At 34.8% G+C, this 18619-nt stretch carries 17 protein-coding genes; 12 read left to right on the top strand and 5 right to left on the bottom strand.

The features are described 5' to 3' along the window. Positions 1-41: 41 nt before the first annotated feature. The 7 genes from NEF87_RS11275 to NEF87_RS11245 all read left to right on the top strand — a co-directional run bounded on the left by NEF87_RS11275 (position 42) and on the right by NEF87_RS11245 (position 6324). A complete protein-coding gene (locus NEF87_RS11275; RefSeq protein ID WP_371806652.1) occupies positions 42-1172 on the top strand; it encodes a hypothetical protein in 1131 nt (376 codons plus the stop codon). After that, positions 1162-2355 (top strand): glycosyltransferase family 4 protein, encoded by a 1194-nt coding sequence (locus NEF87_RS11270; protein ID WP_457919885.1) that lies wholly within the window; start codon positions 1162-1164, stop codon positions 2353-2355. Before NEF87_RS11275 ends, NEF87_RS11270 begins: the two co-directional genes overlap by 11 nt. An 87-nt stretch (positions 2356-2442) precedes the next feature. Continuing rightward, a complete protein-coding gene (locus tag NEF87_RS11265; RefSeq protein WP_457919884.1) occupies positions 2443-3228 on the top strand; it encodes an HAD family hydrolase in 786 nt (261 codons plus the stop codon). 51 nt (positions 3229-3279) lie between these two features. Next, on the top strand, positions 3280-4128 hold the full coding sequence (locus NEF87_RS11260) for an HFX_2341 family transcriptional regulator domain-containing protein (RefSeq protein ID WP_457919883.1): 849 nt from the start codon (positions 3280-3282) through the stop codon (positions 4126-4128). Positions 4129-4222: 94 nt separating this feature from the next. Then, on the top strand, positions 4223-5287 hold the full coding sequence (locus NEF87_RS11255; protein WP_457919882.1) for a helix-turn-helix domain-containing protein: 1065 nt from the start codon (positions 4223-4225) through the stop codon (positions 5285-5287). 58 nt (positions 5288-5345) lie between these two features. After that, positions 5346-6035, top strand: coding sequence for a ribonuclease HII (gene rnhB / locus NEF87_RS11250; RefSeq protein ID WP_371806647.1), 690 nt, complete (start codon positions 5346-5348; stop codon positions 6033-6035). A gap of 97 nt (positions 6036-6132) precedes the next feature. Next, positions 6133-6324, top strand: coding sequence for a YwbE family protein (locus tag NEF87_RS11245; RefSeq protein ID WP_371806646.1), 192 nt, complete (start codon positions 6133-6135; stop codon positions 6322-6324). A 31-nt stretch (positions 6325-6355) separates the two neighbouring features. Here NEF87_RS11245 and NEF87_RS11240 read toward each other — a convergent pair whose 3' ends face one another. Then, entirely contained in the window at positions 6356-7048 is a 693-nt protein-coding gene (locus NEF87_RS11240) for a fibrillarin-like rRNA/tRNA 2'-O-methyltransferase (RefSeq protein WP_371806645.1), read from the bottom strand. Between the two features lie 2 nt (positions 7049-7050). After that, positions 7051-8496 carry a hypothetical protein gene (locus NEF87_RS11235; RefSeq protein ID WP_457919881.1) on the bottom strand — a complete coding sequence of 482 codons (1446 nt, stop codon included), beginning with the start codon at positions 8494-8496 and terminating at the stop codon, positions 7051-7053. 445 nt (positions 8497-8941) lie between these two features. Between NEF87_RS11235 and NEF87_RS11230 the strand changes: the two genes are divergently transcribed. The 5 genes from NEF87_RS11230 (at position 8942) to NEF87_RS11210 (ending at position 14523) form a co-directional block, all read left to right on the top strand. Next, positions 8942-10054 (top strand): LVIVD repeat-containing protein, encoded by a 1113-nt coding sequence (locus NEF87_RS11230; protein WP_457919880.1) that lies wholly within the window; start codon positions 8942-8944, stop codon positions 10052-10054. A 144-nt stretch (positions 10055-10198) separates the two neighbouring features. Continuing rightward, positions 10199-11146 (top strand): dihydroorotate dehydrogenase, encoded by a 948-nt coding sequence (locus NEF87_RS11225; RefSeq protein WP_371806643.1) that lies wholly within the window; start codon positions 10199-10201, stop codon positions 11144-11146. Continuing rightward, on the top strand, positions 11137-12036 hold the full coding sequence (locus NEF87_RS11220) for a dihydroorotate dehydrogenase electron transfer subunit (protein ID WP_371806642.1): 900 nt from the start codon (positions 11137-11139) through the stop codon (positions 12034-12036). Before NEF87_RS11225 ends, NEF87_RS11220 begins: the two co-directional genes overlap by 10 nt. Before the next feature lie 15 nt (positions 12037-12051). Then, positions 12052-12807 (top strand): class I SAM-dependent methyltransferase, encoded by a 756-nt coding sequence (locus NEF87_RS11215; protein ID WP_457919879.1) that lies wholly within the window; start codon positions 12052-12054, stop codon positions 12805-12807. A 39-nt stretch (positions 12808-12846) separates the two neighbouring features. After that, positions 12847-14523, top strand: a complete 1677-nt coding sequence (locus NEF87_RS11210; RefSeq protein ID WP_457919878.1) for a tRNA uridine(34) 5-carboxymethylaminomethyl modification radical SAM/GNAT enzyme Elp3 — start codon at positions 12847-12849, stop codon at positions 14521-14523. A gap of 49 nt (positions 14524-14572) precedes the next feature. Here the strand turns inward: NEF87_RS11210 and NEF87_RS11205 are convergent, their stop codons facing one another. The 3 genes from NEF87_RS11205 to NEF87_RS11195 form a co-directional block, all read right to left on the bottom strand. After that, positions 14573-15199, bottom strand: a complete 627-nt coding sequence (locus NEF87_RS11205; RefSeq protein WP_457919877.1) for a glutamine amidotransferase-related protein — start codon at positions 15197-15199, stop codon at positions 14573-14575. A 54-nt stretch (positions 15200-15253) separates the two neighbouring features. After that, a complete protein-coding gene (locus NEF87_RS11200; protein WP_457919876.1) occupies positions 15254-16489 on the bottom strand; it encodes a M20 family metallo-hydrolase in 1236 nt (411 codons plus the stop codon). 66 nt (positions 16490-16555) lie between these two features. Beyond that, on the bottom strand, positions 16556-18436 hold the full coding sequence (locus NEF87_RS11195; RefSeq protein WP_457919875.1) for a M1 family metallopeptidase: 1881 nt from the start codon (positions 18434-18436) through the stop codon (positions 16556-16558). Positions 18437-18619 lie beyond the last annotated feature (183 nt).

Genomic DNA, 18619 nt, shown 5'->3' with positions numbered 1-18619 from the left:
AATTTTTGTGAAAAATTTCCAATACAACCCAAATAAAACAAATGGAATTAATTAATGATATAAAAGGAAGGATTTTATTTATGCTCGTTTGGGATTTAATTTTTGCTCGTTCGCTTGAAGGGGACCAAGATATCATGTTTCATCGGAGATATGAAAATGGGCAATTTAAAGAGAAGATTATCGAAGATCATGAAGATATTTTCTTAAACTATATTTCTGCCTTTCCTAATCGAGACATCATTCGGATTAAACTAGGATTACCTGATAGTTCTCTCTATTCCTATTATTATGTTGAAAAGGAGTTCATCCATGGAGGATTTTTTGGGATTTTAGCTGTATCAGAATATCAGGAAACTAACCCATATGATTGGCCGGCCTCAGTTAAGAATGCCCATCATATATTTGCGGAATTTTTTAAACGGATGTCGAAAGGGCAATTTTCAGATGTCTCTGGGGCAGAATTTTACCTAAATTGGGTTGATGTACAAATCGCTACGTTTTATCAGAACTATTTAAAGGATAAGAAAAGACATTACCAACTAGAGACCAAGCGCACTAAAGAAAATTTACAAACTGCATTTAAATCTGTAGCAGATTCTTTCAAAGCCGGAATTTCACCTTCTTTTTCATCAAAATTTATTGATGTTGGTTCCGATTCGATCTATGATCCCTCAATTGAATGGGAAAAAATCATGCGATTCTTTGAAATTCAATTAGTAAATTCCTATGGAATGCCAATCACTCCAATCTATTCATCACTTAATGGGGAATATGAACGTTGGGGGACAGAAGAAGATCAAACAGCTCAAAGTTTGGAAGGTATGACCTATAGTGTATTAAAAAGTTTTGTGGAACAACAAAAATTGACTTTACAAAACATAAAATGCAGAAAACCAAAACAAAAAGGATACGATTTCATTATTTTTAATAACTTTGAGATGTCTGGGCAAAGATATCTCTTGATCATGAATATTGATAATTTTTCTCCGGCGTTAGATACTTCGTTGGGATTTTTAAAAGGGGATGAGCAATTTTTATTAAACGATATTGCTGAAGAAATTCAAAAACATCCCGACTGGTTCGATGATCAAGGCCAAATCAAAGGTCAAAATGACGAAATTAAATTGGAATATTTAATTTTCAGATCTCAGAAGAAACTTTTTGAAGAATAAGATCTCGATTAGCATGCGCATTATTTATTTTACTTTTGAATTTTTAGAGCCTATATTCTCTGGAAATGGCACCGTGTCCCGATTACAAGTTTTTGAATTGATCAAACAAGGACATGAACTTCTGGTGGTGTGTGCTCAAGAACAAGCCACTAAAAAATTGCCGATTTTTTCCGAAAAACTTTCAATTGTAGCTATTCCAGTCCACTCTCAGAAAAATTTAGGATTTTCCTCAGATTATCATTCGTATTGTATGGGCATTTTGGCGAATCAATCCACAATCAATAATTTTGATCCCGATTGTATTCTTGTTGTAGATTGGCACTGTTCTGAAGCATTGCAAAAATTGAATTGGATTACTAATATACCTCTGATATATCAATTTTTCCGCTGCTTTTCTCGAGCCCCTGAATTTTTTGATAGTGACCAAGATTTTCAAATAATATATGAATTTGAAAAAAAAATAGCCCAGATGGCGACAGTTTGTATTTTCTTGAGTAAAGATGCTGCGTATTGGGCTTCATCGCATTTCAAAGTCCCAACCCAAGTAGTATATCCTCCAATTCTCCCAAATTTTATTGAAAATGCAACTGTTCATCCTCGATCCCGCAAAATTCTGTCCTTAGCGAATTCTAGACAAAAAAAGGTTGAATTCATTGTTATATGTCGTCTATCCCCAGAAAAAGAAGTAGAGCGAGTAATTAATCTTTGTCGCTTTTTTACATTTTCTTTTCATCTCAATATTTATGGGGAACCAGTTGATTTGGAATATGCTTCGAAACTTCGTCGATATGTATCAGATTATAACCTTGATTTTAACATAACTTTTCAAGGAAGAAAAAATCCACAAGAATTAATTGTTGCTTTGAATCAATCCGATGTTTATCTACATCCCAGTAGCTATGAACCATTTGGATTGACCATTATGGAGGCTGCTTTGTGCAGATGTTTAGTTGTGTTAGATGATACTCCTAGAATTGGTGCAGGAGATCTACTGATACATAAAGAAAGTTGTTTAAAGTTGAATTTAAATAAGCCCGAACAAAGTGCTACTGTTCTTACCAAATTTCTGAGTGATCCAAAACTTCTAAGTGAGTGTAGCAATAATGCATATCAAAAATCTCTGAACCTTTCTGTAGAAAAGAATATTCGCGCCTTAATTCAGATCTTTGAGCCATTATTATAATTTTTTCTTTTTATTGCAGATTTCCAAAGATTTGTTTTCGTCATGCTAATTTATCGATATTGAAATGAATTGTCTATTATAATATGAATGATGAACTCTGAAAATTGCTATATTAGAGATAACTCCGACAAAAATCCCTTATTGAATATTCTCTATTCTCGAATTAATACAAGTGATCAACTTCTCCAACTCATTAAAAAAAAACTCCGAAATAGGTCTAAGCAGATCACAATGATTCTTGATCTAGATGGAACGCTTATCGATAATTTCCCGAGGCAAATGGTAATTCTTCAACAACACCTCCAACCTCACTTTCCACATCTCCCTTGGGTGCAAATTACTCAAAAAATTAATCAAAATAAACACTGCTTATATTCTATTATGGAAGTTATTTCTGAATTTGTGGCGGAGAAAATAACCTTTGAAGAAATTAATGCCCAATTTCTTAAATCTTTCCTTTCGGAACAATATTTACATCATGATCAAATTATTCCAGGTGCTAAAAAGTTTCTCCAGCAGTTATATCGATTAAATGTAGAAATTATTTTTCTTACTGGAAGACCGGCTTTCTTAATGACTAATGGAACGCTGAAAACCCTCCATAAAATGATCACTCATTTTGAACGATTTACGGGTAAGCTAATAATGAAACCTAATGAAGATGATGCAGATCAATTTTTTAAAATAGAAGTCATGGAAGAGATTCTATCTGATCATAAAAATAGTTATATATTATATGTTGATAATGAAGGATCAATCTGCAATCAAATTTCTCAAGAGTTTTCAGAAATATTGGTTTGGCATTACCTTTCTACTCAATCAAATAATGAAGAATTTAATGGTCGAAAATTAACTAAATGGAAATTGATTTAATAGAGAAATATTAAATATAGGTGACTCTTTAATTTAGTTGGAGGTTATATTTTGCCCAAGACAAAAAATACCAAAGATGACACTAGTGGAAAATCTTTTCGGAAAGTTCATATTACCTATAATTCAAAGGAATTTGATCGAATTACTGATCCTATTTTCAAAGAACAACCAGATGTAATTTATTATATTCATCATAACGGGAAAAAAGAAGATATTTTTCAAGAACATCTTGAAACTAATATTCAAACCATAACCAAACGTTTACCTAATACTCCAATCGTTCAAAAAGGGGCGGATTATATAGATTATTATGATATTATATCGCTCCTTGCCCAAATAATATCCACAGAAAATCTGAGTCATCCTGAAATTTCAACAGAATTCATGATTAATATGGGCACAGGAAGTAAAATGGTTGCGATCGCTAATATGGATGCAGTCCGATTATGGGATAATATTTCCTTTACCTATCCCTATTCCCTTGATTATAATCCCGAAGAAAAATCCACTCATAAAGGTGCAATGCTCTCCGCTGTCCCTCCCAAAATGGAATTTCGTAAACCTTCCCTCCTTTTGATTCAAACTATGCAGTTAATTTTATGGTTGATGGAAAATGACCGATACGAGCGGAAGAGAAAATTTGTGATGCAAAAAGATTTACAAAATTTGATTTTCAATAAGCACAAAATAATGAAAGTTACTCCCAACAGCAATCCTCGGAAGCAAGATTCTTCTGAAAAAATACGGTTAAATTCAAAAGTTATTGCTAAATTGCGGGATCACTGGAAATTCATTACCCGGAAAAAACAAGGAAAAAGTTATCGCATCTATTTCACCGAAAATGGAAGAAAGATGGCACGCGTCTTTATGAATTATGACTATGGACTTGAGTTGGATTGATTTTTTTTTGTTCTCAATTCATTTATTGTCTTAGTTTTAAATTTTTCTCAATTCTTTTATTGCCTCAGTTTTTAAAATAAGATAGGAGAAAGAAATGATCTCACATCAAGATATATATTCGAATTCTATGGGCTTTCTTAAGGAAGCTGGGTATGATGTATTTGTGAACATCTATTCGGGTATGGAGATGTGTTTTGAGATCATAGCACGCCATAAATCTAAGTCAGAATATGCTCCCAATCTGTTAATTAAAATTATTGAAAATATCGACAGTATAAAACCCCATATTGTGAATGAAATAAAGTTAGTAAGTCGTCTAATGGCTGCGATCCCCTTGCTAATTGCTGTCAAAAATCGCCACACGTTGCTAGAAGATGATAGTATTTATATAAGAAAAGACTTAATTGCGATTAATTTATATACCTTTCATAAAATCATTCAATCTCCTCAAATTCCTATGGCATTAGCTTTTGCAAAGAAAGGAGGTTTATTTTTTGACGTTAATGGTGAGAAACTTTCTGATTTACGAAAAAAACATAATCTTTCTCGAAAATCCTTAGCAGAAAAAATTGATCTTTCTCCAAAAGCAATTTCACAATATGAATTAAAGAATATGCGCACTTCTATTGACCATGCTAACAAAATGGAATTATTATTTGGAGAATCGGTCATAGAACCCCTCGATTTTTTTAAGTTCTTAAAGAATTCGATGCGTGCTTTTAAACTGGATTCTGCTTTGCAAAAGCGGATTTCTTCCAAAACTCGGGAATTTATGGGAGAAATTAATGAAATTGTAAATGACGCAGGGTATCAAGTTTTTTGGCCTCGCACATCACCCTTTGATCTTTTTGTATATCAAGAAGACGAAGAAGGCAGAGATATCGCTGATTATACTTTTGTTGGAGGAACGCAGTGTGACAGAATTTTTGCCAGCCCACGCCATGAAGCTCAAAAAGAATTCATCCAGCACGTTCCCCGACAAAATTCTAGTGGAGTTGTTTATGATGAAAACATCTATGATGAAGAAATTGCCAAGCAAAATGCTGTTCCCTACATTTTACCCAAAGAGTTCAAAGAATTGGAACATCCTGATCAATTTAAGAAACTGATCAAGAAACGTAGGAACAGTACCCAAAAATCTCAAGACCATTCATTATAGAAACAAATTTTCTTGTTTTTTAATAGAAAATTAATTATTTGTCTCTATCTTTTCAAACATGGATATAAAAATGTTAATTGCTGGATTAGATGAAGCCGGGCGGGGACCTGTTATTGGACCTCTCGTAATTGGATGTGCCATTATTGCTCATGATAAACTGGACATTCTTGAAGAGATCGGTGTTGATGACTCAAAGAAACTTTCTCCGAAAAAAAGAGCGTCCATGGCCCAAAAGATCAAAGAAGTTGTTGATTTTTGGGATGTATTAGTTATTTCACCAACAGAAATCAACCACCTACATGACGAACAAAAATTAACATTGAACCAAATTGAAGAAACCAATTTTGCTAAGCTATTAAATAACGTGAAGAACAAACCCGATGAAATATTTCTTGATGCGTGCGATGTCAAAGAAGATCGATTTGGCAGAACAATCGGGTCAATGTTGCAATTTTCTCCACAAAAGATCATTTCTAAACATAAAGGGGATTCAATATTCAAGGTGGTGGGTGCTGCTTCAATTCTGGCTAAATATGAGCGAGATTTGATATTGGCATCCTATACTGAAAAATATGGACGGGTGGGAAGTGGTTATCCCTCTGATCCCTATACAAAAAAATTCTTAGATGAATACTATCAACAACATAAAAATTTCCCTCCGATCGTCCGTACCTGGTGGAAGACGGCTGAAAATATTGTGAATAAATATAATATAAAGAAAAAACAAACAAAACTAACAGATTTCTAAATTAATGAGTTTAATAATAAACTTTTTTCTCTTATTTCTGGTAATATTAATTTTTTGTTCAAAGAAACTTTAACATCTTGTTATTCCTAACTTATTAATGAGCGGTAATTTAAGAAAAAATATCAAACCTGGTTTATCAGTATCCATTGTTGAAAAGCAGAATCAACGCAATGGACAATTAACTACTGGTGTTGTGAAAGATATTTTAACAAATTCGCCACAACATCCCCATGGAATCAAAGTTCGATTAACCTCAGGAAAGATTGGAAGAGTTAAAGAAATTAAATAGGGTAGTAAAAAAAATTTTCCTTTATATGATCTTATTCCACTAAACGACCAAAGAGTACGACATGATCGGTTTGAAAAGATGAAATATTCACATTGTCGGTGACTTGTAATCCGTTCTTTTCTAACATTTTAATTTGCTTATCAAAAATTTCTTTTGGATCTGCAGTTGTATCAATGGATCGGGCCTTAATGGCATAAATAAACATACCTTGGCGGGGTTTTAAAAATTGTTTGACATTTTTAATTAAAATTTCAGTTTGATTCGGTTGAGCTACATCTTGGAAAATAACATCGACTGATCCGGAGATAAACATGCTATATTCGCTTGGTTTATTAGCATCACCTAAAATTGGAATAACATTTTTTCGATCAGTGCAATTTTGAACTAATTCTCGAAGACTGCGCGGAGAAAATTCGACGGCATAAATTGAACCGTGGGTAATAATATCACTACAATGACTTACTGTAGTTCCACTTGATGCGCCTAAATATAGTAAATTTGTGGTTTTACCAATATTGGTTTTTCGTGCATTATTTTTTATTGCACTGCATAGTTTTGATCGATATGGATTCCATTCTCGGTATTGAGTATTTCCATCATCAAATAATTTTTCTCCATAAACCACACGATTTCGATCAAAGTTTACTGTATAGATTCGTTGCCGTTCTTTGAATCCAGATGTATAAATACCTTCAAATTTTGGATGTTTCTTAAAGCGTGCCATAATTAGTTCTCCTTCTTATAATTTTTTGATTTTCCATCTTTATTGTAGCCCCCTTTTCCACCTTTACTATAGCTCCCTTTTCCACCTTTATTGTAGCTCCCTTTTCCACCTTTACTGTAGCTCCCTTTTCCACCTTTATTGTAGCCCCCTTTTCTACCTTTACTGGAGCCTCCCTTTCCACCTTTACTGTAGCCAGAACTTTTATTTCTATCATACTTCTTTTTACCCCTATCGGAACGATCTGAATACTGGTTGGATTTATCTCTTGAATATTCTTTTTTCACAGGTGGTTTTGGGAATTGACGCTGGAGGTGGGCTATTTTTTTATCAATATTGACTTTATACTGATCTCCAATGAATTCGCCTTTATAATAATCTACTTTGGCTAAAATACTGATTTTTCCTGCTACCATTCGAGCGATTTTTCCCCGTAAATAGGATTTTTCTCCTCGAATTTTATTCCATTGGAAAATAATTCCATATTTTGGTGTATCTCCACCCGCTCGCATCGCCTTAAAAAGCGCTTTTTCCGCGCCCAATACTTGAATTGTGCTCGAGGACATGTATGCTAAGCGTTCTAAACTTCCTGCAATGGAAATAAGTTTGGCTGTGATGGGTGCTCCAATAACTGCTTTTAAATTGGGGGTGATTCGCCCTAATGTTTCGGAAATATAGTTTTCCAACTGATCATGATAGGCATGCAAGTCTAAAATTCGATTGGAAAGGTCTTGAATAATTTGAAAATCAGTCGGTGATAGAAGTCCTCCCATGGATCGTTGTGCTTTTTCTGTCAAAAATATGGCACGATCTTCTTTTAATCCAATTTCTCGTTGAAGAATTTCTGGGGTAAAATTACTTCTTAATCCAACCTTTGAAACAAACCGTGCAAATTGTATATTATCTCCTATCAATTTATCGGTTAATTCGGGGAAATGTAGTCCATACCATTCCCGTAAGCGGGATGAAAAGAAATTAATTGATTTATCTAAATCATCAATTGTATCCACTGCTTGTTTAACTTGAAAATCTTCTTGGGTAGCACTCTCAGCAATTTGAGCTTTAATCATAATTTCAGAAAGAATTTTTGCTCGTTCGGTAATTTTTTTTGCGGTGAATGGAATTTTTGAATCCATCCAAAACTGGATCATATTCTCACGACATTCTTTCAGAAAAGCAATATCATCACATATTATACCATTTAACCCTTCGAAGGAATCAATTATGGGTTTATATGTTGGATCTTCAACTTCAATGCTGGTGACGCCTTGTCCTTTAAGGGTGTTTAGCATTATCTTTAAATCTTCGGGAATTTCTCCCTTTTGCATCATGAGATAGTTATTTGCTAGTTCTTTGACTGTCAAATCGCTAAACGTATATCCCAATAGTTTTTTCGTCCGTTCTTTAACCGCCAATACTCCATGCACGGAAGGTAATAACAAGGCTTTCATTATTCTCAATTTTATAAAGGCATGATATTCAATAAATTTTTTGTCAATTGGAGATATAATGCAATTCAGAAAAATTAGCGAAAATGTATTTTAATTTTTTTCAATTCGCAGAAAAAAAAGGCTAATTAATAATTTTATTGGGAAGGTATTTGCGTGGATATATTGCTCTTAATTCCGAAAAACAAGTGTTTTATTTGCTTGAAAATCCATTAGAGGCTGTTAATACGTAGGAAAAAGGAAAAACAATATGATGAAGGACTCTAAAAAAAAAGAAAATAAAAGTCAGGAAATACCATTTGTATTCTCTGAAATAGGCGTTAATGACTAATTTAGATCACTTTCAAGTAGATTCAAACCCAATTTTCCTTAGTAATAACCAATATTGATGAACTTTTTAATGAAATATTTATGAAATCTTTTAATGAAATATCTGAATGAATGATTTATGCAACAAAAAAAGATATTGAAATTTTGTGCGTGGATTTCAATCTTAATTAGTTTTTCCGTAATTAATAGTGGAAGTTTTTCCTCTGCATCTCCAACTCCTGAGGTGTATGAATTGGTCGAATTAGGTCAATACCCTACATTATTTGCGAGAGATGTCCAAGTTAAGGATAAAATCGCCTATTTGACTGATATGGGTTTTGATCCACAAGGAGACTCCGGACTATTAATCCTAAATGTATCAAATCCACAAAATATTCAGAAACTGAGCAATTTTTACGATGATGGCTTATCCCATCAAATTCTTATAAATGAAAATTTGGCATTTATTGCCGATAATAAGGGAGGATTAGAAGTCATCAATATTAGTGATTCAACCAACCCAGTAAAAATATCTACTATACGGGGAACTTTTAATGATATAACTATCAAAGAAAACTATCTTTATGCAACTGACTGGTTTGATGGACTAAAAGTATTCAATATTAATTCTAATGGGAGTTTGGATAAAGTTGGCTCATATCCATCAACAAAAAATTTACAACCAATTGACTTCATTGATGATTACTTATTTATTTCTGGTGGGGATTCCACTTTTATCTTTGATGCTACTAATATATCAAATATACAATGTATGGGAAATTTATCTTATGATATGAAATGTATAAAGAAACATTACAATTTTGGGTATATGGTTACGCGTGATGGAAAATTATTAACGTTGGATATTTCTGATCTCTTGAATATTAGCGTCCTGAATGAACTTCAGTTCAATGGAAGATTAATTGATATAGAGTTTCAAGATAATATTGCTTTTATTACTAATTTTGATGGAGGTATTTTTGCATGCGATATTTCAGACCCACTTAATCCTTATGAAATCTGTCGCTTCAATGATGGAGGTAGAGCAATGGATATGTTTGTAGAATCGAATATTATATATGTTGCTGACGCAGAGGATGGGATGGAAATTCTCAAGTTCCAAAATAAGGAATCTAAGAACATTCCTGGATATTCGAATTTCTTTATAATAAGTATAATGTCACTAATCATTATAAAAAAGATAATAAAATGGTTTCCTCTGGATTGCAGTACAAGGTATCTTGAACAATAAAATCTTCCTATTACTGATATGGATTTTTGAGATTCAAAATTTTTTTGCTTTTTATAACCGTAGATTTGGATTATTGAAATACAAAATTTTTTTGCTCATTAAAACTTATTGAAGATGAGAAATAGCAAGGGAACAAGGAATAAAATGTCAAAAAAGTTAGAGTTTGAAATTGCGGGAATAAAATTTCCGAATCCTACCATTCTTGCCTCAGGTATACTTGGAGTTGCGCCTTCTTCGATGATTCGCTTATCCAAGGCGGGAATTGGAGGCATGACTACAAAAACTGTAGGGCCACGTCCTCGAATTGGATACAGTAATCCCAGTATTATAGAGATTGATGATGGAACCTATCTAAATTCCGTTGGATTGGCTAATCCTGGGATTGAAGCCTTCATTCCAGAAATTCAAGAAATAAAACATACTGTTTCTTCACCCTTAATTGTTAGTGTTTTTGGGGATGGACCTGAAGGATTTGCAGAAATTGCAAAAAAGGCGGAACAAGCAGGGTGTGATGCCATTGAGATCAACATTTCATGCCCTCATGCTGAGGTTGCATCCATTTCGTTATCTGTAAAATTAACCAAAGAATTTACTCGAACTGTCAAAGAAGCTGTAAATATTCCTGTGTTTGCAAAACTAACCCCAAATATTGCTGATATTGTCCCTATTGCTAAAGCTGCTGAAGAAGCTGGTGCCGATGCAATTGTTGTAATTAATACTGTTCGGGCTTTAGCTTTGGACTATAAAACTGGACGACCTCTTCTTTCTCATGGCGTTGGGGGCTTATCTGGAAAAGCAGTTCGTCCCATTGGTGTACGGGTGGTGTACGAGATTTTTCCTCATATTAAAATTCCGATCATCGGATGTGGTGGTGTGTATACATGGAAAGATGTCCTTGAATATGTCTATGCAGGTGCTACTGCTGTTCAAATAGGTTCAGCATTTGCTGAAGGCTCAGATATCATTAATAGTATTACCTCTGGTTTGGAAAACTTTCTAGAAGAAAATCAGATTAATAATTTACAAGAATTACGTGGAAAAGCCCACACCTTTAAGGATCAATTGGAGGCGAAACCGAAAGAATGCCAGTAAAACCCAATATCGATTTCCGGTTAAATAAACCTTTTTTAACCTCAATCATCGAAATTAAACAAGAAAATAAGAACGTGAAAACTTTCATCGTGGATTATAACCCTATTGATGAACCCATTGAAATGAAACCGGGTCAATTTGTTATGGTGTGGATTCCAGGTATTGATGAAATTCCGATGTCTATATCTCATATTGGATGGGAAAATCGGATGGCGATTACTGTTGCCGCTGTTGGAGATGCCACTGAAGCGTTACATAAATTGGAAGTTGGCGATCAAATCGGGATTCGAGGTCCCTATGGAAACTGGTATGAACCTAAGGATGGGACTGCCATCATAGTTGGGGGCGGGATTGGTATGGCATCAGTGCTTCCCTTGATTGATCAATTGGTAAAAGAACAAAAAAATCCTACCCAATTTGAACTGGATCAAGTAATTTGTATTGAAGGTGCTAAAACTGAATCCGATTTATTATTTATGAATGAAATCGCAGATATCTATGCAGATGAGACCGCTATGGAATTTTGTACCGATGATGGAAGCTGTGGATTTAAGGGCTTTACCACTGAAAAATTGGATATGCTTTTACAACAAGAAATTGAAGCTCAAAAAGCTCGAAATGAAACTTCACCCATCACAGTTTATTCTTGTGGACCAGAAATCATGCTGAAAAAAGTCTTCGAGATTTGTGAAAAATATAATGTTGAAGTTCAAGCGAGTTTAGAACGAATGATGCGTTGTGGATTTGGGATGTGCGGATTGTGCGCATTGGAACCCACTGGATTACTTGTTTGTTTTGATGGACCTATCTTCACAAACGAAGTTTTGCGAAAAACCACAGATTTTGGAAAATTCCATCGTGATTTCAGTGGAAAACCTTTCAAAATATAAAAAATGTGAAGAAAAATGTCTAAAAACACTAATTTAAATGTATGGGAAGATGATTCCGTTGCTAAAGATTATCTTCAAGGCACTCGCGCTGCTATTCCCTTAGCTCAAGAAGAAATCCGATTGCTCTTAAAAATCATTCAGTTTGGAACCGAGAAAGTTTCAAATATTCTGGATATTGGTTGTGGTGATGGAATTTTAGGAAGAGCTGTTCTGCATAATTATCCTACAGCAAGGCTCACCCTATCGGATATGTCTGATGTAATGGTGAATACGGCACGTGAAAAAGTTGTAGAAGAAAAAATCGCAACGGAAGTGTATTATCATACCGCAGATATGTCTTCAGAATCTTGGAATATTGACCTGAAAGCACATGGTCCTTACGATGTTGTTGTATCGGGTTTGGCGATCCATCATTTAACCCATAATCGAAAACGTCAAATTTATGCGGAAATTTATGATCTTCTCTCCCCAGGTGGATTTTTCCTCAATCTAGAACGGGTCAAATCCCCTTCTCCCTTAGGAGATAAGCTTAATGCTGAAAATTATGTGGATAGCCTCTTTGCTTATCATAAAAAATCGAATCCTGATGTAAAGCGGGAAGAAATTGCCAATAAATACTTCTTTCGAGCTCTTAAGCAATCTAATATTCTCGCCACAGCAGAACGACAAACCGATTGGTTACGCGATTTAGGGTTTATAGACGTTGATATTTTCTTTAAAGTATTTGAAATTGCAATATTCGGTGGTAAGAAACGGCCGCTGGATGCTTAACTCCATTTTTTTCCATTTATTAAAAACGAAGGTCTATTCATGGTCCATAAAGGTATTAATCCCAACTCCGAAGAAATAACTCAAAAAACTGCTCGGGCAATTATTGAGTACATTCTTGCCAATCCTACAATGAAAAAAAAGCAGTTGACCGCGATTAAAGGGCGTATTGGGAAACAATATGGATTTGTGAATGTTATCAAAGATTCAATCATTGCGTCTTATGCTACTGAAGAAGAATTAAAAGAAATTTCTTTTCTTTTACGACGACGTTTAACTCGCACTCTCTCAGGTGTCACCATTGTCGCAGTGATGACTGCACCCACTCCCGAAGGGTCAAAAAGTTGTCCGGGTGAATGTATCTTTTGTCCAGGACCTGATTCTCAGCCTGGTGAAAAAGTAGCTCAAAGTTATACTGGACGAGAACCTGCGGCCATGCGATCAGCAATGTATCATTATGATGGATATGAACAAACTCTACATCGATTAATAGATCTGGCCGCTATTGGACATGAAGTAGATAAAATTGAATTAATTGTAATGGGAGGAACATTCCTTTACTTCCCACAATCTTATCAAAATGAATTTATCCAAGGCTGTTATGATGCGATCTTGAACTTTCGAGAGCCGGATTATAATTCTAATATCCGCTCTCCCGATTTAGTGACTGCAAAGAAGCGATTGGAGTCATCTCAAACCCGATTAATTGGAGTTACATTTGAAACTCGTCCTGATTATGCCTTAGAAGAACATGTTGATCGAATTCTCGAATTGGGTGCTACTCGAATAGAAATTGGTATCCAAACGACTCGGGATGATATTCTTACCTATGTCCATCGTAATCATTCTGTTGCTGACAACATAAAGGCGATTCAAGTTTGCAAAGATGCTGGACTCAAAGTGAATGCCCATATGATGCCGAATCTTCCGCTTTCTTCTCCTGAAACTGATGTTGAAATCTTTCGCGAATTATTTGATAATCCAAATTTCCGACCCGACATGCTCAAAATATATCCTTGTTTGGTGATTGAAGGCACACAACTCTATAAATTGTATAAAGCAGGAGAATATCATCCTTACTCTCAAGAAAAAATTGTAGAAGTCATTGCCCAAATCAAATCTGAATTACCCCGATATGTGCGAATTCAACGGATTCAGCGAGATATTCCAGTCAATTTAATTGTGGACGGTGTAAAAAATAGTAACCTTAGGCAAATTGTTCATACAAAGATGAAAATCGAAGGAAAGAAGTGTAATTGTATTCGTTGTCGAGAAGAAGGATTTTATGCTCATAAACGAAATGCTACTCAAGAAGCAGTCAATATGACTAATGTTAAATTTTATGATTTTCCTTATGAAGCCTCAGAAGGAGAAGAACATTTTCTGTCTTTCGAAGATCTTGAAGAAAACATGCTTATTGGTTATCTTCGGTTACGAATTCCTTCTCCTCAAGCTCATCGTATGGAGATCATTTCTGAAAAATCAGCAATAGTTCGTGAAATTCGGGTTGTTGGGGAATTAGTTGGTCATAATTCTGATCCTAAAATTGGACAAATCCAACATCGTGGCTATGGGAAACGACTAATGGAAGAAGCAGAAAAAATTGCACGGGTTTATGGATGTAAGAAAATCTTTGTTATCGCTGGCATCGGAGTCCGCCCATATTTCTACAAACAAGGATATGAAATAGATGGCCCTTATGTGTCCAAATTTCTGTAATCCTTAGATTTTAACCTTGATATAAATTTCAGTTGACTTATTTAGGAAATCATAGTAAAGCAACAAATTTCCGTAATAATTCTTTTCCACTTTCAACAATTTTTTCCGATTTATAGGTTTCTGGGTGAAATTGCACACCATATATAGGGCGAGATCTATGTGTTATCACTTCTACTTTACATGCTTCGGTTGATGCGTGGCAAGTGAAAATTTCTTCTAATTCTGGAATATATTGGATTTCATAGGCATGATGTACATCAACTTCAATAGTTTGATCATCTAATAAAGCAAAAGGAGGTTGACATGTCAAAGTTATTTCCTTATCCCATTCAGCTTCGGGGTTTTCCATCTTTTGGATTATAAAACCAAAGATATACCCGATGAGTTGAAGCCCAAAACAAATACCTAAGATGGGTTTGGAATATTCCTTGACAAGTTTTATGAGAAGAGACATTTTTTCTTGTGTAGAAGGATCTGGGATATTCAATTGAGAACCAGATATAATTATTCCATCCGATTCCAGTGCAAGAGTATATTTGGAAGGATTTATCAATTCTTCATATCTAATATATTCCCAATTTAGATTATCAAGGTTGTTAAAAGCGTTTTGAAAGCCTTTGTCCCGATGAGGGGTGATGATCTTTTCATAACAATCGATGATAACAAGTTTTTTCATATGTATGTAAAGAAAAAAAAAATTGGTTTAGAAATTTATGTTTTCACATGAAATTCATGCTGTGAAAAATGCCGTGAAGATTGCAATATCGGTATAGAGATTTTCAACAACACAGTACTCATTTGTTTCATGGGCTTTATGATCCATATGCCCCCAAACGATGGCTTTTATGCCTGCCATTCGGAAGAAAGCAGCACATGTCCCTCCTCCAATTCCTACTAGCGTAGTTTCTCCTTCAATCATTGTTCCAATTGCCTTTTGCAAACGTCGAACTACAGGTGTGTCTGCGTTTATAGTAGGAATTTTAATATCCCGCGTTCTAATATTTACTGTAATTTTAGCGTTCCATTTCTTTTCAATTTCTGCCGCGGTAGTTTGGAAAACTTTTTTGATTTCTTCTACAGGTGCATTGGGAAGTAAACGACAATCCCACCATTGTTCATCGCGTCCAGGTAAGGTATTCGTATTTTCAACGTTGTTAACTCGCTTCGTGGGTTCAAATGTTGATACTGGAGGATAAAATAAGGGATCCGATTCAGTAAATCGCGTATGGAGCTCTTCAAAAAGTTTGCTTGCAAGATCGTTTGCTACAGGTTGTGTGTTGAGTGCATCGTTCGGTCGAGCCGCGTGGCCTTGATGACCTTCCGTAATAATGTGAACTTGAAATGGTTTTTTCTCTGCTACTTCAATTTCTAATCCAGACTTCACTCCCGCATCGGGTACTACCACGATATCTTCTGGTGAAAATCGGTTTTGTTCAACTAGGGGGCGGATTCCATAAGTGCTTCCTAATTCTTCATCCGCTACGATTACTACTTTAATTGGATTTGCGATAGTTAATTTTAGATCTACAATGCACTTCAAACCGTAGAGAGAGCAGATTAGTCCTTGACCATTGTCTTCAGTGCCTCGACCAAAAAGCTTTCCATCTTTTACAATGGGGTCAAATGGATCATGATCCCATTCGCTCAAATCACCCACAGGAACGATATCCATATGGGCTACACTTACAATTGCGGGAGTTGAAAGATTTTCTGGGTTGTAAGTTATTATGATATTCGGCCGTGATTGATTTTTTGCCTTTGGATCTGGAACTTCTACGACTTCCAACCAATCCTTCCATCCCCAAGATGTAATGATCTCTATTATTTTCTGTGCTTTATCCCACTCTCCATCTCCTCCATTTTTTGGAGCCAAGGCGGGAATTCGTAAAATAGATTTGTATATTTCCAGTATATCTTCTTTTTGTTCATTTATCCATCGAATGACTTGTTGTTTCGGAAAATTCATGGTATGTAATCTAACGCATGAGTTTTTTTTAGGGTTTCGAGAAATGGAAGAATATAACAAAAAAAATTATTGCGCTCTTTTTCGGGTATTAAAGATGTGGAAACCGATTGCTAAGATTGAACATCCGATCAATAGAACACTGTCAAATCCCGGGATGGATCCTCCTTTGATTGTATATTCCTGCCAATTTTCTTCTTCAAGATCAAATTGGTGGAGGATATCTTGTGAAAATACTATTTTAAGTTTTGAAGGGGCTTCTTCTACTGAAATATTGAGTGTTGTGGTTCCATTAATCCATTTTAAACCTTCATAAATAATATTATCTCGTTTCAAAATTTTGATTGGTAACTGCTGAGAAAACTTATATGGATTATAATTCTCATTTGAATCTATAATGGTGAATGATACCGATTGAGTGTTTTTATCATATCTTACATCGGTTGCGGCATATTTTGGAATTTGGGGATTATCAAACCAAGGAAGGAAAAACCAATCTAAATTTTCTCCCGAAACTTGCTCCATTGCTGCTTGAAGATCGCTTAACATCGCAATTTGGAACTGAAATTGGGTGAAGAACAATTGAATTCCTTGTAAAAATATTGCAGGTCCTAAAGTGAGAGATAATTTCTCAAATATAACTGGTGCTTTTCCATAGGCTACGTACCAGTAATCCACATTTTGTTCTTCACATTCGTATACAGATAAATTGATGGTGTTGGGTTTAAATTCTGTGTTGATCGCATAATTTCTTACACGATTGAGAATTTCAATTCCAGAAAAACTATAGGATTCTGGATAATATTTGTCGATATAGTGAAAATCCGTTGCCCAACATACTAATCCTTCATCTAAAAATCCCCAATCCACTTCATCAACTCCAATGAGTTGATAAAACCATTGATGCCCTGTTTCGTGGACAATCGTTTTCTCAATTCGATAAATTGCATTTTCCATATCATCATAAGCTTGCGAAATATACACTTGACAGGGGTATTCCATACCTCCATAGTTGGTATATTCTTGAACAATATTTAAGGTAGGGTAAGGGTAGGTCCCAAAACTTGCATTAAATAATGTTAATGCTTGTTTTGCAAATCGAAGAGCATTCGTTTTCCATAAAATTGTGGATTTTGGGAGAAAATAGGTTGTTAAATTGACTCCGTTGACGTTTTCAGTTTCAGTTTGAAAATATCGTGACGCTGCAAAGGTAATTTCCCTTACGGGGAATGCTGAATTGTAATGATGAAGAATACTGCCATTTACTGATTTTTTACTAAATAATTCTCCTGTTGATGCAATGATCATTCCTGCTGGTGCTTCTACAAATATATCATAGAAAGCCATGTCAGAATAAAAGGGATCTCCTGTGGGAAGATAAGGATCTGTATTCCATCCGTCCCATTGATCATAGACACAAGGAATTGGATAACAATGAGATGCCTTGAATATTCGGGAACTATCAGCATCTTTTCCATGTTCATTGGCTCGATCAATCCCACCGTCGGGTAATGTGCATGTAAAGTTAATCTGTATTTTGATTCGTTCATTCGGTTGCAAATCAGAGCTTAGATTTACCCACATTAACTGTTGGTCCTCATGAACTTGGTATGGTAAAGATGTTAATGGGGATTCAAGTAATCGAACTCCTAAAATCTCCATTTTACCTTTTCGTGAAATATATTCCATTCCAGATAAGTATAGGTGAAAGGGAATTTGAGAAAATGCAATTGGATCTGCATTGAAATAACTCAAATTTAAGTGTCCTGTTATTTTTGATTCTGATTCCAGAATTTGAAAGTAAATTGATAAATTAGATAGTTTTTCTTCAACATAAGGACTATCTTCATCTTGTGAACAAGGAATTTCAATTCGTGAATGTTGAATTTGATTGAGTTCTTGACTTGCAGCATTTTCAAACATAGGGAATTGAATTGAAGAAACAATCATTAGAAAAATTGTAAGAACAAGAAATAAAGATTGCTTTTGCCATGATATATTTTTCATAAAATGTCATATCATTCAATAAATTCCATCTTTTTATGTGTTTTGCCAAACTCATATCGAAAAATTCATTTTTTTTAGAATTAATGGAATAAAGTGCCATTTTTTAATTAAGTTGAATTAGTTAAG

This window comes from Candidatus Lokiarchaeum ossiferum (genome assembly GCA_025839675.1).
Lineage (GTDB): Archaea > Asgardarchaeota > Lokiarchaeia > Sigyniarchaeales > Promethearchaeaceae > Lokiarchaeum > Lokiarchaeum ossiferum.
The sequence above is the reverse complement of the archived record's forward strand: the minus strand, read 5'-3'. Positions and strand labels throughout refer to the sequence as shown.